The organism is Ruegeria sp. YTSA064, from assembly GCF_059610325.1.
The window spans coordinates 1-15,283 of the sequence record NZ_JBXWNK010000015.1 but is presented as its reverse complement, the minus strand read 5'-3'; the positions used below and the strand labels follow the sequence as shown (position 1 = coordinate 15,283).

Below are 15,283 nucleotides of genomic sequence, written 5' to 3'. Positions count from 1 at the left end.
GACCAATATATTGTCAGTTAGAAGTTGTACGGTTAAGTACGATCGACATGTATTCCTGCCAAATCGGAACAAGATGACAGACGCCCAACAAAAACTCGACGCCGTCCAATCCGATCCGGATGAGCAATTGATCGTTGACCGAATTTATTCTGCGGTCATGGAACAGAAGCTGGCGCCTAGAACCAAATTGAGCGAACAAACCTTGTGCGAGACTTTTGGCGTAGGCCGAATGCGCGTTCGCCGAGCTTTGTTGTTATTGAGCAGCCAAGGCATTGTTGAACTGCACTCCAACCGTGGCGCCTTTATAGCTTGTCCAAGCCCTGACGAAGCTCGAGAGGTTTTTGAGGCCCGCTTGATGATTGAATCTGGCATCGTACGTACACTGGCACATGAGAACGGCAGCCTAGGAATCGACGCGCTACGGACACATGTCAAAGAAGAAGATGAAGCTCGGGCAGCAAATGATCGAACTGAGATCATCCGGCTTTCAGGTGAATTTCATGTGGAACTGGCCAAATGCCACAACAATTCGGTACTTACACGCGTTGTGCGCGAGTTGGTGACCCGGTCATCTCTGATCGTGGCATTGTTTGGAACTAACAGGGACTCTTCGTGTCCCGATGATGAGCACGCCTCGATCATTGATGCGATCGTGAGTGGTGACCCACAATCCGCGGAAGACAACATCCAACACCACCTCCTCCACGTAAAAAACAGTCTGGATTTGGAACAAACCCGAAAGGTTGAACCCGATCTGGCTAAGATACTCACCGGGCGCATGTAACTTGGTACTGTTGCGAAGTGTTCCGATGTTCAAGGAAATACATCTGACCTTCTTTGTTATGCGAGCAGTTCTCTGAATTGTTGAAAGGGACAGAGTCCGGGCGTGATTTGATCTTTGCGGATCATGTGCGCCACTTCGATTCCGTCGAGGGTTGCCGCCGCTTAGGCAAATGCCTTGAACCCTAGCATTGGCCGGATGCGTCTCTTGATGAAACAATGGTCCTGTTCCACGATGTTGTTCAGGTATTTCCGCCTGACCATCTCAATCGGGATCGGGCAACCAAAGCCTTTCAGCATCTTGTTTATGGCCTTGATGCCAGCCGTGTTAGCTCCGCTTTTGTCGATGACAATCTTCCGTGGCAAACCATTGACCTCCTTCATCCGAGCGAAGAAGTTCGTCGCGGCAGGCTTGTTTCGCTGTGGTGAAAACATGAAATCAAGCGTCTTGCCGTATTTATCGACGGCCCGATAGAGATAGACCCACGCACCCTTCACCTTGATGTAAGTCTCATCCATTCTCCAAGAGCGATCACATGGCCCTTTCCTGCGGCGCGCTACATCAGCAATTGCGCCTGAGCATCGTGTCACCCAACAGTTCAGTGTCGCATGATCAACCGATACACCGCGTTCTGCCATGATTTCTTCCAGATCTCGGTACGACACGCCGTATCGGACGTAAAAGAAGACTGCGAATAGGATAACATCCTTCGGATATTGCGCACCTTTGAAAGAAATCATGGACCAACCTTCAACTGGATAGTGTCGTTCGCCACACATGCGCTAAAGCCACGAAGGTCAATGGATAAGAGTTTGCAACTGAGCCATCATCAACGCGTCTTAATAATCAAAATATTATACTTATGACTACTACACAAAAGCCTAGTTTCGCAAAGAATTTGAGTTTTCAAACCAAGTACATGAAGAGATCTGTTTAATTAGCCCTATTTCCGCTGATCGGCGCGTCGTAGCCAGAGCAGACGAATAGTTTCAGTTATCTTCACCACTCGAAGAACATAATGGACACCCCAAACTCCAAGGGCTCGTCGGGTAGATAGATCGGATTTTCCAAGAAGATTTTTCAGAGTCTTAAACGACGGGATCAGCTTGTGAACGGGTGGTATGTAATTCACAAATCCACGCTTCGCGTTCCTACGCAAACGCGCGCCTTCAATTCGGCGGGCTTTGGTGATGTGTTCACCAAGACTTCTACGCGCTGGATGTCTTACGATGGCTTCCTCGGCAAAAAGGATAGGTTCGCCTGCAGCTTTTGCGCGATCGTTCCATTCCATATCACCACCTGACAAAACCGTGTCGTTGAACCGACCGACTTGATCTATCACACTGCGACGCAAAATCAGGTTGGCAGTAACAGCTCTGCCACGCTCAACCCACTTCTGCTGCTCCAGACCAAGATGAACGTCATACAATTCCGTTGTCGTCCATTCTTCCCCGTTAGGAATTAGAACAACATTGCCTCCGAACCGCCCAACCTCAGGGTGATCCTGGGCCATCTTCAATCCAGCTTCCAGATACTGTGGGTCAGGCTGACAATCTGAATCGGTAAAGAAAAATAGGTCGGCATTCGCGTCATCGATACCGCGATTTCGTGCCGCGTATGAGCCCGGCTTTGCTTCGCTCAATATACGAGCGTTTGCAGGCAAGCGAAACTCAGACGGAGTTTGGTCGGAAGGATCATTGTTTACCGCAATAATCTCGAATTGAACGGCATTCAGGGTCTGGGAAGCCAAACAGTCCAGACAGATCTGCAGTTGATCCCAACTGTGGTAAGTTGGAATAATGACGGTCGCGGCCAGTGGTTGCCGCGCCGGTCGTCTTGCAGATTGCTGCGTCAAACCAAGCTCACTCTGCGCTAACTGCGTTAGAATACTGATGGTCGTACAAGGTTTTGAAAGGGCCTTGTTCTTTCAACAAATGTTTGGCGCTCCCTTGCTCCAACACTTCCCCGCTTTCAATCACAACAATCTTGTCCGCGTGCATAATCGTTGAAAGGCGATGCGCAACGATAATTGTTGTACGCCCTTCCGTAAGCCTGCTGAGCGCTTCCTGCACCAGATGTTCCGACTTTGAATCCAGCGCACTCGTCGGCTCGTCCAGCAACAGAATGGGGCTATCGCGCAACAACGCGCGGGCGATCGCAAGGCGCTGTTTCTGACCGCCAGATAAGAAGGCTCCGTTTTCGCCCACCATGGTGTCAAAGCCCTGCTCCAAAGTCATTATGAAATCATAGGCGTTTGCGGCCTTGGCGGCCTCAATCACGTCCTCTTGTGTCGCTCCCTCTCGGCCAAAGCGAATATTGTCTGCGATCGACGCTGAGAAAAGAAATGTCTCTTGGCCGACAAAGGACATATTCTGGCGCAACGTCTTGAAAGAGGCGTATTTTATGTCTTGGCCATCAATCGAAATCGTACCACTGTTTGGATCATATAGGCGCAATGCAAGGTTCAAAATGGTCGACTTTCCGCCACCAGATAAGCCAACCAAAGCGGTCGTCTTGCCGGCCTCAAAGGTCAACGAAAGCCCCTTCAAGATCGGATCACGCCGGGCGTAGCCGAATACAACATCGTCAAACACGACTTTGCGAGGCCCATCCGGTAACGCTTTGGGATTAGCTTCCTCAGGCAGGGTTTCCGGCTCGTCCAGCATGCTGAACAGCATTTTAACACGCCGCAAACCCACTTCCATCTTCACCCGCACCTTGGTCAGACGCTTCGCAGGTTCATACGCCATCATCACAGCAGTAACGAATGACATCAGTTCGCCTGGGGTAGAGGCCGCTGCACCAAACAATTTACCTGCACTCAGCCCGATGACCGACGCAATTGCAAATCCTGCCAGAATATCAGTCAGTGGGCTGGTTGCCGCTTGCAAGCGAGCAAGCTTATTTCGGCGTTTTTCGACGCTTTTAACTGCCGAATTCATCTGTTCCGCCATGCGTTCTTCTAGTCCAAAGGACTTGACCACCCGAATTCCGGCTGACGTCTCCTGAATGACTTTCATGATCGCGCTCATCGACTGCAGCTCCATATCCGCAATATCGCGGACTTTACGAAGCAGCATCCGAACCCCCAGAATTGCAAGCGGGCCGACGATTAGCGTAAAGAGGGACAAAACTGGTTGCTGATAGAACATCACGGCAAGCAAACCGATCAATGTAAGCATGTCTCGAACGGCGGTCGTGACCATTATTTCGATAACCGTCCGCGCAGCCTGTGCTGTCTGTGTCACTCTCAACAGCAAATCCGAGCTTTCGGTCAGGTTAAAGAAAGATACGCCCTGCCGCAAAAGCTTGTCATATAGCTTGATCTGCTGTTTTGATACGATCCGGTTCCCAGCGCGGGTCAATGCCACAACCTGGACGTAGGTGGCGACACCTTTTACCAAGAAAATAGTGAACACGGCCATCGAAACGCTAAAGATCTTGGCCGAATTCTCACTGTCGAACAGCGAGTCAACGACATCTCGCATGATGAACGCGATACCAGCTGTAGTCCCCGCCACAAACACCATCGCGATAATTGCAATGGTATACGGCAGCATTTGCTCCCGCATGTTCTCTGACAGCAAACGCCACAAGACGGAATCGCTTAGTACCGCCGCAAACTTTGATTTGATCTTTTGCAATGCACATGCCCACTGTGATCAGGATTGAGACATGTCTGTTATGACAGACTCATAAATCGTGTCCGCTAGATAGTCGCCCGCTCTCTATTGGGCAAGCCCACGCGGTATTCCGCCTTAATCCACGGTTTCGATGCGCAATGTCCTGATCGGTGTGTCGACCGCCAAAACCCGCCCTGACCACTGATATGCAATGTAGTGGGCAATAAACAAGAAGGCTCAACAAGCATAGCCTAGGCCCCTACCCTTTCGGCCTCGTTCAAATGTCGAAACCAACTGACCCAAAACTCTGGATCGCACCCATGTAAAATGGTCTGAACTTGCGCCCAGCCCCCCTCCCCTAGAGAGGGAGAATTAGCTGGATTTGACTAAGACGCGACAATATTGTTGTGCTGATCGGGTTCATGTTGCATCCGATTCTGAAAGTCTGATCCGAAAATGGGCTCACCTCAACCGTACCAAGTAGAATCTGTGGAGCTATCGCAAACATAGCAGAGAAATAAAGCTATCACTCTGATTAGGTTAAATTATCCAGCGAGTTCTGCAAACTAGCGGAATCCGCGTGTCGAACGTCCCAGCGGCCTCTTACCGATCAAATTTGCTGTTTCGAAGTCTGCAACAACCGGGGTGAAGCTTTCAAAGCGAAGCATGGGCCTCGTAAGCTGCTTGATGAGCCGGTGATCCTGCTTGAAGATATTGTTTACTTCTTTGATCCCGGTCGTGTTGCTACGAAATTTGTTAACTTTGATCCGCTTTAGGATGCCATTGTGTTGGCCTTCCATTTCTGTGATTTGCAACCCGCCAAGGATGAATACATTACTAACCATCTGTTCATCCTTGCATGTTCGACCTTAACACTACTTTCAGCCGGTATTTCTTCTAGATCACGATAGGAAACGCCGTTTCGAACGCAGAAGTAGACCGTGAATAGGATCACAGATACTGGGTAGAGCGCGCCATTGAAATAGATCACAAGACTTTCCCAAATATCATTACAGACCAAGCCTCGATTGGAATAAACACACGAAGCTGCAACATGCCGATCAACGACCGCGACAAAGAACGGTTCCCTACTAGTTTTAATCTGAAAATCTGACTGGTATAATTCAAACAAATTCAGGAAAAGCAACGGCATGGTCCAGTTAGCCTATCAGACGCACCTTCCGAATTCGCCCAAATTCAAGTTGGATAGCTCCAAGCAAAGGTTTCAAATGGTGAGACTGAATGTATTGTGCAATGAACTTGCTTGGCGCACGCAAGGTGATCGTCTGATCTTGGGTTTCAACAAGTTGAAGGTCACGATACCAGCATTTGAACAACAACATTTCTGACTCTGATAGGCGTTGGAGCACCCTACCCCACGGACTTTGAAGATCTTGCCTCTCAAGTTCGACTTCTAATTGTTTTTCTTGACCAAATTGAACATGAACGACCTTTTCGGATGGTTTTGGTATTTGCATTTCCATGCGTGATACAAAATCAGAACCAACATTTTGCCAAACTGGTTTGCTTAGGCGATAAATTTCCGTGTAGTTGAGTCGGTACGCCGCAACACGGCCTCTAACTCCGGGCCTAAGCTGAAGAAGCATATTATAATTCGTCAATCGCTTAATTTCTCGCTTGACGGTTCGTTGGTCCACGGACCAGAGGCGGGCCATTTCTTTTTGTCCGACCGTCAGCTCGTCAGTGCGCCAGTTGTATCGGGCGGTTATCAACGCAATGAGCCGCATCATTGAATTTTGAAAACCGGGTGTACCACTTAATCCCGCAACAGAGATTGCAGTTAGTAGATCGTACTTCTGTGAACCGGCCTGATGTCCTGTAAATCGTTTTATTTCCATTTTGATACTGCCACTGTGCCTCGAGCGGATCGGTCTTGCTGTCCGATTCCATCAATTGGGTTCAGTGTGATGAAATCCCGTAGTTTGTCAACGAACTTTGAAAAGCAGGATGCCCACTTCACTTCTCAAATTCAAAAGAAAAATCGGTTATTAGGTATTAGGTGACATGCTGGATGTCACCCTATTGGGGGGTGAATGTCACCATATATCTAGTTAGTGATTGATGCTTGTCACCAAAACATAGCCTGGCATTCGAATTTCTTCCCGTATTTAACGGATCATAGGCAAAAAAGCGGAATTTCTATTCTTTACGTTTTGCAGTTTCCAAAAATCGCGTTAATAAAAGACCACCGTCATATAACAAGAGCAACATCATGCGTGACCACACCGACCTTCAAGCTATGAACGAACGAAGCCTGGCTCAACAGGCTGCCGTCCGCCGCGCTACCTTCTCGCCTGCAGACGAGAAAGTTCTTCGACCATTCTCAATCTGGGAAATTAGCCAGTTCATGTTTGATGTCCCGGCGGACACCTTGAGAAAGAAGTTGGCCGAAGACCCGTCTCTTCCGCAAGGTGCGACTGAAGATGATGGACGGCAAAGATGGTTTTCTCTTGCTGAGATTAATGAACTGAGACGGCGTCTGAGATTTAGGGGTAAGAGCCTTCTGCCTCAAAGGCCGGCAGGCCGGGCTATGAGAGTGGCGGTTTCGAACTTTAAGGGTGGTGTTGGCAAAACTGTCGTTGCTCAGCACTTGGCGAATGCGGCTGCGCTTGATGGTTATCGTGTTTTGGTGGTGGACTTTGACCCCCAGGCGACACTCACTCATTCAATGGGTCTGGCTGAAGTAAGAGAGTGGAATACTGTCTGGGGCATTATGTGTCGCGACCTCTGCCGTGAGGCGAACCGGATCGCGGACGAATATGATGATCCTGCAGATTGCCCCTACCCTACTGCTGACGAGTTGCCAGAAGATGTTCAGTCGATCGGCGCACAGCGTGTTCAGGATTTCATTCAAAGAACTTCATGGTCGACGATTGACATCATTCCGAGCTGCGCGAACGCCGCCTTCGTTGAATTTGCTTCCGCCCAGTATAGGTCCATTCATAAGGCATGGAGTTTTTTTGGATGCGTCGCAAGATATCTCGATGAGTTGCCAGACGACCAATATGATTTGATTGTTTTCGATTGTCCGCCTGCAATTGGATATCAGTCTTTGAATGCGGCCTTTGCGGCTGATATCCTCTATATTCCGTCTGGTCCTGGCTATTGGGAGTACGACAGCACAACGAGTTATCTTGGTCAGCTTGGCGACGCCTTGGAAGACATAACCAGCGGTTTCGAACGTATTGCACAGGATGCTGGTATTACTCTTCCTAAAAGGTTCGATGACATACGTGTTCTCATGACTCGCTTCGAGGCCAGCAACTCTCTGCATGTCGCGATGATGGACGCTTTCAAAAATGTCTTCGGGGCCGATGTCTGTCAAAATCCCATCGAAATGACACGTGCGGTCGAGCAATCTGGTAGGTTCCAGATGTCTGTCTACGAGCAGGACTATAGGCAGATGACTCGGGACACATGGAAACGGGCGCGTCTGTCCTTTGATAATGCATACAGTGAATTTAAGGACGTCGTCCTACGGGCCTGGGAGGCGCGTACCAAAGTTGAGGAGCGGGTAGAATGAGCGGTAACAAATTTGGCTTCACTCCAATTGATGAAGATGACATCAAGAAAACACGCCGCCGCGAAGTGGGTCCAATGGGGGCTGCGGTACGCGAGACAGCAAACAGTTTAAATGAAAGCACTGAGAACCGTGTCGAACAGCGACGGCAAAATGCCTCCGATGCCAAGGAGTATCGCAAAGCTCGTGACGAGGGGCGAGTTTTGGTTGCGGTCAGCATCAATGAAATTCTTACGACAGATCTTCCAAGAGATCGCTTGGATCTATCGGCCGTCGCAAGTTCGGATGAGATGGATGAACTCAAGGCTTCTATTCAGGAACGCGGCCAGAAGGAGCCCATAGAGCTTTATAAGGATTCAGATGGTCGATTCCAGCTCAAAAAGGGTTGGAGACGAGTAACTGCTCTTAAGCAGCTTTATGAGGAGACCGGTGATGAACGGTTTTCCAGTGTTACAGCGCGAGTTGCCGAATCCCAGAGTGATCGTATCGACCTTTACATTGACATGGTTGAAGAGAACGTTGTTCGAGAGGACCTGACTTTTGCTGAGATGGCGCAAGTGGCAATTCTTGCTTCCAACGATTCTGAGTTGGGGGCAGGGGATGCAGAAGCTTTGGTCGGAAGGCTTTACTCATCCCTGCACAAGATGAAACGCTCTTATATTCGTAGCTTTGTTTACCTGCTCAATGAACTTGATGGCGCGTTGCCATTTCCTAAGAGTGTCTCCAGAAATCTTGGCGTTGAGGTTGCGCGGAAACTTCGAGCTTCGTCGGGTTCAGTTGCTGTGTTAAAAGATGTGTTGGCGCGCGCATCCACAGCTGATGAGCAAAACGCGGTGCTTGATGCTTTCTTGGCGGATACTGATTCTGAACGGGGTAAAGGCAAGCGACGTGAGAAAGTCGAGAGCGTGAAGTATGAGTTTCATGTGGGCGCTTCAAAAATCACTGCGCGAAAGGGAGAGTGCAGAATATTGTCCGGTCAAGACTTTAGTTCGATTGACCGTTCAAAGCTCCAGAGGGCGGTTGAAGCTTTCGAAGCGGTTTTGAACGAGAAGTAACCCGCGGGTTACCCATGCTTACGTTTTTTGATTTTAATGGCGGTAACCCATGGGTTACCGCCTTCTTCGTTTAGCCCCAATTCACCCCAACAGGTCTGTAGCTGGATTCTCCGCGATATCGACGTCATCGTAGTATTTCTGCGCTTGGGCCAGGGAGCGGTGCAGTGACAGGCGCATGGCGGCCTGGATGGGCGCACCGTCCAGTGCGGCCTGGGTCAGAAACCCCGAGCGCAGCCCATGGGGCGAGGCAAAATCCTCGGGCAATCCGGCTTGTTTCAGGCGGTGTTTGACGATCTGATAAATCGCATCCGGGCTCAGACGACGTTTCAGCACACGATCCGCTTTTGAGACAGGGCGGAACAGCGGTCCATCCTCGATCCCGCCAATCTCGATCCAATGCACCAGCGCCTGGGCTGCGCGGCCTTTCAAAACCAGTCGCGGGGTCTCGCCCTTCTGGGTGGTCTTGGTTTCCAGCAGCGAGAGCCAGACGACGCCGCTCTTGTCAAATTCCTTGAGCGAGACATCCTCGCGCATCAACCCGGTGATCTCCGAGCGCCTCCGACCACCCGACGCCCAGCCCAGCATCAACAGCGCTCGGTCGCGGCAATCCCGGCGCGAGCCCCGGCAGGTGGCCAGCAGCAGTTCGAGAATGTCACGGGTGATTGGATGGGTGGATTTTGGGGCAGGGGACCGGGCCGCGGCACGACGGGCCTTGGCGCGGGCCTGTTTCACCTGTGGCGCGTCAAAAGGCGAAGTCAGGTTCTTCATCCGGTGGAAGGCCAGCCAGGAGGCGATGCGCCGGTCGAGCGTGGACGGGGCCGGGCAGGAGAGGGACTTGCGCAGCCCTTGCGCAATCAGCAGCTCTGCGGTTTCGCGCGCCACATCCGTTTCTGGTGCGTCGTTCAGGTCGCGGGCGTGATCGAGAATAAAAGACAGCGCGATCGGCGCACTTTCCGGCCAATCCAACGCTGATCCGAAACGCGCGGCTTTCCATGCCGTCACGTAGCGCAGATCCCGCTCATAGGCACGCAGCGTATTGGCCGGCGTGCCGCGCACATACAGGTCGGTCAGCGCATCCTGATCCGCCTGCGACAGGGCAGGGGTGGCAGCTGGAAGATAGGGGGCAGGCGGCTTCATAGGGCACATTCTGCGCTGATTTTTCGGCAAAATCAATCAAACATGATAAGGGATACTTATCGGATATGGTAAGAGTTTGATAGAGTGAGAAATGTAACAACCAAAAAGAGTGAATTTTGCGCGTAATGATGTTATTAGGTTAAACGTAAAGGCTTTGCCGGGATCTGTTGCGGACCTCGACTGTTGACCTTCATGGAGTTGCACCTCTGATCGTTCTATTCGTCTTGAATAGCCTCCCTGCATTCATTCGATTGGGTAATTGCCCGCAGTTTGTTGTAAGAACCGTCTGAGATTGGGTCTTCGCCGCGAGCTCGGCCACCATCATCCCGATGGAACACAGGCTGATCATGCACTAACAATCAAACTGGACCAGTCAGATGAGGCCACTCACACAACTGAGTTGGTGTTGGAATTTTTAGTCTAATGACCGTTCAACCAAATCAAGACGACAAGGAAATGGTTCTGTCGCAAACTTTGTCCCTACCTGTCAGGTCGAGTGCATTTCTGGTAGCGCGCACTAGAACTTGACAGGAGCAGGCCGTGACGATCTCATTTAAGGGTGCGCATTTTCCGAAAGACGTGATCTTGCATGCGGTTTTCTTCTACCTGCGCTACGGTGTTTCATACCGGGATCTGGAAGAAATCATGGCGGAACGTGGCGTTGATCTGGATCATGCAACGCTAAACCGCTGGGTCAGTCGATATGCAGGCCTCATTGCTGAAGCTGCGCGGTATAGAAAGCGTCCCGCAGACCGCTCGTGGCGTATGGATGAAACCTATGTGCGGGTCAAAGGCAAATGGGTTTATCTTTACAGAGCGATCGACAAACACGGCAAGACCCTGGATTTCATGTTGTCCGAGCGCCGGAATAAAGCCGCTGCGACGAAGTTCTTCGCCCGCGCGCTTGAGGTGAACGGTCTACTGCGCAAGATCGTCATCGACAAAAGTGGTGCCAATACAGCTGGCATCAAGGCGATCAACAAAATGCTCAAGAGCTTTGGTTGTCCAATCCCGATCGAGATGGTCAGGCGCAAATACCTCAATAACATCATTGAACAGGATCACCGATTTATCAAACGAAGGATCAGACCCATGCTGGGGTTCAAATCCTTCGCTTCAGCCGCATCTGTCCTGGCAGGCATAGAACTGGTCAACATGATCCGCAAAGGTCAATTCACGCCCGGACTCCGTCCGTTTCAGCAGTTCATCCAAATGGCGGGATAAACTGCTCGCCAAATCCACTGATGCTTTGCCATCTAAAAAGTTTGCGACAGAACCTATCGACATGTATGCCGAAGGGCACACTGTCACCGATGCGCCCAAGCTGCCGCTGAACATGCTGGACGCGCTGCGCGAATATGACAAGGATGCAGGGTTGAAGGCTGCTATGGGCGAGGAATTCTCGGCCGCTTACCTGAAGATGAAGAAGCAGGAGTGGATGTCTTTTACAAACCACTTTTCGCGTTGGGAAAAAGAACACACATTGGATGTCTAACTGTTTGATCCCATCGCGTTGTTTTAGGATGTTCTGGCCCCGCCAAGTGGGAAGAGTTTGAGCATAACAGGCTGACAAATAGAAAGGAGTTCGCATGCGGTTTTTGGCGTCCCTCATATTCATTGGTGTTCTCGCAACCGCTGCGAATTCTGACGTGACCAGTCGAAATGGCGGTCCAAACAACAGTCAAATGCTGTCAAAGGGTGGTGACGGAGGCGTTGATGGTGTCGCTTTCTTTCGTCCAGTCTTAAGCGGAGTGTTGTATCGATCCGGTTTCAAGGGCGGCGACAAGGATCGAACGGGCCTGAGTGAAGAACAACGCGAAACTTTGTGTGATGAAGGGTTTTCAACCGGGTTTTATGCGGACTTCGGCAAAAACACTGAATACGGTCGCACCAGTTGCGGAAACGGATCTTTCGACTATCAAAGCGCCAGATCCTCCCGTCCCAGTGCTGTCATGTCGTCCATACACGAGGTGATTGAAAACCCTGGAAAGGGCCCTGTTCTGGTGCACTGCATGTGGGGCGTTCATTCCTCGGGGGCATTGTCGGCAATGGCGCTCGTTCAGTTTTGCGGTTGGACGGAAGAAAGGGCCAAGGATTATTGGAATGGTGCCCGAAACGGGGCCCCTTGTTCAGGCGGGTGCGACAAGTGGATTGACACAAAGTTCTCCAACTTCAGTGTCGACCCAAAGTTGAAAATCTCCACCGAACAACAGGCAGCGATTTGCCCTAAATGATACCGGGAGGACTATCTAAATGAAGTTCAATCTTCTTGGGTCACTTGCTCTCATTGCACCCACTGCCTTGTGGGCGAACGACGATGTTCTGGGTGAAGCCACGACATTTGATAGTCCCAACGGCATTACTGAACGCTGTATTCGGATCGAAAAAGTTCCGACTGGCGAGTACAAGGACAGCGATCTTGAGGAAGAAACTGCCTATTGCGAGATCGATTTCTATGCCTCCGAAATTGCTATTTGCCCGAAAACCTGGAGCACCAGCCCAGGAATGGCCGTCTACGATATTTCGGAAGGACCCTACACGGGGAACCGTTCTGAATTCGAGAGAAACGCTTGCAAAGAGGGGAAGGCGGCGAATGATCTGGCCAAGGACAGGGTGGCTAAATTCAAGTCCACCATGAACCAAAAGGGCACCAGTGGAACCTTTTCCACGTCTTCACTGCTTTACTATCATTTCTCCAGATATTTCGACGCGACTGTCAAAGTTCCAGTCGCCGTTTGGCGTAGCATGGACGCCCAGGCGCATTTCTCCGAGGTTGCAGAGCCTGGCCTTGCGATTTCTGGTGGCTCTCGCGGCGGGCGCATGAACCATGAAGGCTGGCGGGTCTTTGCAGCTGCGGACGCCGACCCGAACTCATACCAACCGACCGATGATCTATTCACCGCAGATCGAACGCAAATATACGGTGTACTGCTTGATAGTCCTGGGCATCGATACGGCTCGGAAATCAACGGCACCCGCAAGTCTGGTTGGGGGAAAGGCCAAAACCGTGATTTCCAGGAAACGCCTGCTTTCTTGGCTTTGCGTTCCTCAAAACCCCTGCCAGAGGCTATTGAAGAGGGCGTTAAAGAAGGCCGAAGAGACCGGATGATCAACAAGGATCTCGGCCCCGATGTCAGTGACCAACAGATGGCATTTTGGATGCAAGAACTTACCGAGATTGTTCTACTCGACTTCATCTTCAGCCAGCAGGACCGTGTAGGAAACATAGACTTCACACCCTATTGGTATTGGGTCGAAGACGGAAAGCTAAAACATAAGAAAACGAAGCACCATCAGCCGAACGATGGAGATATTCCCGCCGACGCATTATTGATCCGTCGCAGCAATCTAAACGACAACGATGCTGGCGGGCGTGTCGAGTATGCCAACTTCGCGAAATCTACTCAAATGCTGGAGAAAATGCGGCACTTCTCTCCAAGTACGTATCGGCGCTTGGTTGCATTGAATAGTGACCTTCAGTCCCAAGGCCCGGTCTATGACTGGTTGTCGCAAAGCTTTGGATTGTCAGACAGACAGATTGCACAAGTTGTCAAAAACACTGCGCTGGCAACGTCCATCCTCCAGAGCAATTGTTCTAGTGGTGATTTGATGTTCGACTTGGATCCTGTCGCATTCTTTTTGAGAAACGACACCGAGGTAGAGGTTGTGGATTGTAATGACCCTTAAGCGTTCTGCCCTTGTTGCGGTGATCATTTGGACCAATCTGCTCGCCAGCAAAGGGGCGGCATTGGATGTCATCGTCATATCGGATTTGAACGGAAGCTACGGTTCGGTAAGATACGATACCCGCGTCGACAAGGCGATTGAGCGCATAATCGAGATTGATCCAGATCTGGTTATTTCGACCGGAGATATGGTTGCGGGACAGCGCATTCCCAACTTGTCCGACAAACAGGTCAGGGAGATGTGGAAGGCGTTTCACGAGGCCGTATCAGATCCTTTAGAGGCTGCCGGCATTCCATTTGCAGTCACGCCAGGAAACCATGATGCCTCTGCCTACCGTGGGTTCGAGCGTGAAAGAAAAATATACGCAGAGGAATGGGTTCCGAGAAAACCAGACGTCGATTTCCTGGTTTCAGATGACTACCCACTCTTCTACGCATTTGAGATGCAGGGCATTACTTTTGCGTCTCTGGATGCAACGACACTAGGACCTCTATCCGGTGACCAGCAGGACCGCCTACAGGAACTGGGTGCAGACGGAGACCCGATTGTCACTTTCAGTCACCTCCCACTTTGGCCGTTCGCGATCCAACGCGAACGCGAAATCATCGGTGACCCAACACTTGAAAAAATCTATCTGGAAAGCGGTGTTGTTCTGCATCTGTCAGGCCACCATCATGCCTTCTACCCCGGTTGGAAAGACGGTGTGGCTTATGTCTCTCAAGCTTGTTTGGGAGGTGGTCCACGGCGGCTTATTGGCGATAGCACCAGATCACCTCACAGCTTCACTCATGTTACGTTCCAGCCGAACGGAGAGTTTGGGATAGCAGTATATCGAGGGCCTGATTTCGAAAGGTCGGTAAACTTCAAGTCGCTCCCGAAAGAGATCAGATCCCCGAATGCGGTGTTGAAACGTTTAGACCTTGTTAAATGACTAGAGGTTGAGTTTCAGTTCAACTTTTTCAGGAACCAGATCGTTTATCATCTCTTCTATCCGAGCTTCTGAAAGTCCACCCGAGGTGATGAACAGTAATGAAACGCGAGATTTTCCGGGGACGTGGTGTTTTCTGACCAGCTTCCATCCAGCGTCTGCGGCCATAGCTTCAATGGCGCCGCTGACATTCAACGAGTGCTCTTCGTCTGAGGCCTTGAGGGAAATCTCTACACCCTTGTTTCTTCCACCAAGCCAAATGAAACACCAACATACAACCGCCACCAGTGTGGCCATCAGCGGCAAGCCCAGACCGACCGCAAGACCAAGAACGGTCACGATTATCATTTCGACAGTGTCCACCGGATCATCGAGATTGGAGCGGAACCTGAGCAACGCGCCGATGCCAAAGATAACGAAACCGATCATTGAACCGTGCTGAACCACCAGAAAACCAACCGCCATGCCGACAAGCGCATAAAGGAAGAACAGTCGCGGCATGACGATATCGCTGACACTTCTACGGGCTTT

The 15,283-nt window shown here is 50.8% G+C and carries 12 protein-coding genes and 2 pseudogenes; 7 read left to right on the top strand and 7 right to left on the bottom strand.

Annotation, left to right across the window (positions count from 1 at the left end):
* Positions 1-73 precede the first annotated feature (73 nt).
* On the top strand, positions 74-784 hold the full coding sequence (locus AC2FI7_RS19840; RefSeq protein WP_170781411.1) for a GntR family transcriptional regulator: 711 nt from the start codon (positions 74-76) through the stop codon (positions 782-784).
* A 56-nt stretch (positions 785-840) separates the two neighbouring features.
* Here the strand turns inward: AC2FI7_RS19840 and AC2FI7_RS19835 are convergent.
* The 5 genes and pseudogenes from AC2FI7_RS19835 to AC2FI7_RS19815 form a co-directional block, all read right to left on the bottom strand.
* Positions 841-1,521: pseudogene (locus tag AC2FI7_RS19835) on the bottom strand (IS6 family transposase).
* A gap of 203 nt (positions 1,522-1,724) precedes the next feature.
* Positions 1,725-2,636, bottom strand: coding sequence for a glycosyltransferase family 2 protein (locus AC2FI7_RS19830; RefSeq protein WP_010442318.1), 912 nt, complete (start codon positions 2,634-2,636; stop codon positions 1,725-1,727).
* A gap of 7 nt (positions 2,637-2,643) precedes the next feature.
* Positions 2,644-4,341, bottom strand: coding sequence for an ABC transporter ATP-binding protein (locus tag AC2FI7_RS19825; protein WP_259462659.1), 1,698 nt, complete (start codon positions 4,339-4,341; stop codon positions 2,644-2,646).
* A 629-nt stretch (positions 4,342-4,970) separates the two neighbouring features.
* Positions 4,971-5,249 (bottom strand): hypothetical protein, encoded by a 279-nt coding sequence (locus AC2FI7_RS19820; protein ID WP_010442316.1) that lies wholly within the window; start codon positions 5,247-5,249, stop codon positions 4,971-4,973.
* Positions 5,250-5,564: 315 nt separating this feature from the next.
* A complete protein-coding gene (locus AC2FI7_RS19815) occupies positions 5,565-6,263 on the bottom strand; it encodes a DnaA N-terminal domain-containing protein (RefSeq protein ID WP_010442315.1) in 699 nt (232 codons plus the stop codon).
* Between the two features lie 374 nt (positions 6,264-6,637).
* Here AC2FI7_RS19815 and AC2FI7_RS19810 point away from each other — a divergent pair, with 374 nt between their 5' ends.
* Both AC2FI7_RS19810 and AC2FI7_RS19805 read left to right on the top strand, forming a co-directional pair.
* Positions 6,638-7,948: an AAA family ATPase gene (locus AC2FI7_RS19810; RefSeq protein WP_010442314.1), complete on the top strand. Its 1,311-nt coding sequence runs from the start codon at positions 6,638-6,640 to the stop codon at positions 7,946-7,948.
* Positions 7,945-9,000 (top strand): ParB/RepB/Spo0J family partition protein, encoded by a 1,056-nt coding sequence (locus AC2FI7_RS19805; protein ID WP_496816610.1) that lies wholly within the window; start codon positions 7,945-7,947, stop codon positions 8,998-9,000. The genes AC2FI7_RS19810 and AC2FI7_RS19805 overlap by 4 nt, the downstream gene beginning before the upstream one ends.
* Positions 9,001-9,081: 81 nt before the next feature.
* On the opposite strand, the gene AC2FI7_RS19800 is transcribed toward AC2FI7_RS19805, so the two are convergent.
* Positions 9,082-10,137 carry a tyrosine-type recombinase/integrase gene (locus AC2FI7_RS19800; protein WP_496816608.1) on the bottom strand — a complete coding sequence of 352 codons (1,056 nt, stop codon included), beginning with the start codon at positions 10,135-10,137 and terminating at the stop codon, positions 9,082-9,084.
* A 540-nt stretch (positions 10,138-10,677) separates the two neighbouring features.
* On the opposite strand from AC2FI7_RS19800, the gene AC2FI7_RS19795 reads away from it, so the two are divergent.
* The 4 genes and pseudogenes from AC2FI7_RS19795 to AC2FI7_RS19780 all read left to right on the top strand — a co-directional run bounded on the left by AC2FI7_RS19795 (position 10,678) and on the right by AC2FI7_RS19780 (position 14,755).
* Positions 10,678-11,361: an IS6 family transposase gene (locus AC2FI7_RS19795; RefSeq protein ID WP_010443762.1), complete on the top strand. Its 684-nt coding sequence runs from the start codon at positions 10,678-10,680 to the stop codon at positions 11,359-11,361.
* Between the two features lie 55 nt (positions 11,362-11,416).
* A pseudogene (locus tag AC2FI7_RS19790) lies at positions 11,417-11,632 on the top strand (type III glutamate--ammonia ligase); the annotation flags it as partial.
* A 758-nt stretch (positions 11,633-12,390) separates the two neighbouring features.
* The gene (locus AC2FI7_RS19785) at positions 12,391-13,824 is read left to right on the top strand and encodes a hypothetical protein (RefSeq protein ID WP_010443769.1); all 1,434 of its coding nucleotides are present in this window, start codon (positions 12,391-12,393) and stop codon (positions 13,822-13,824) included.
* Positions 13,814-14,755 (top strand): metallophosphoesterase family protein, encoded by a 942-nt coding sequence (locus tag AC2FI7_RS19780; protein ID WP_010443771.1) that lies wholly within the window; start codon positions 13,814-13,816, stop codon positions 14,753-14,755. Before AC2FI7_RS19785 ends, AC2FI7_RS19780 begins: the two co-directional genes overlap by 11 nt.
* Here AC2FI7_RS19780 and AC2FI7_RS19775 read toward each other — a convergent pair.
* Positions 14,756-15,283 (bottom strand): hypothetical protein (locus AC2FI7_RS19775; protein ID WP_496833578.1); only part of this gene is annotated, 528 nt, incomplete at its 5' end.

Coding starts and splice junctions, on each gene's coding strand:
- AC2FI7_RS19840 (WP_170781411.1), top strand. CDS start 74: ATGACAGACGCCCAACAAAAACTCGACGCCGTCCAATCCGATCCGGAT.
- AC2FI7_RS19825 (WP_259462659.1), bottom strand. CDS start 4,341: ATGCTGCCGTATACCATTGCAATTATCGCGATGGTGTTTGTGGCGGGG.
- AC2FI7_RS19820 (WP_010442316.1), bottom strand. CDS start 5,249: ATGGTTAGTAATGTATTCATCCTTGGCGGGTTGCAAATCACAGAAATG.
- AC2FI7_RS19815 (WP_010442315.1), bottom strand. CDS start 6,263: ATGGAAATAAAACGATTTACAGGACATCAGGCCGGTTCACAGAAGTAC.
- AC2FI7_RS19810 (WP_010442314.1), top strand. CDS start 6,638: ATGCGTGACCACACCGACCTTCAAGCTATGAACGAACGAAGCCTGGCT.
- AC2FI7_RS19805 (WP_496816610.1), top strand. CDS start 7,945: ATGAGCGGTAACAAATTTGGCTTCACTCCAATTGATGAAGATGACATC.
- AC2FI7_RS19800 (WP_496816608.1), bottom strand. CDS start 10,137: ATGAAGCCGCCTGCCCCCTATCTTCCAGCTGCCACCCCTGCCCTGTCG.
- AC2FI7_RS19785 (WP_010443769.1), top strand. CDS start 12,391: ATGAAGTTCAATCTTCTTGGGTCACTTGCTCTCATTGCACCCACTGCC.
- AC2FI7_RS19780 (WP_010443771.1), top strand. CDS start 13,814: ATGACCCTTAAGCGTTCTGCCCTTGTTGCGGTGATCATTTGGACCAAT.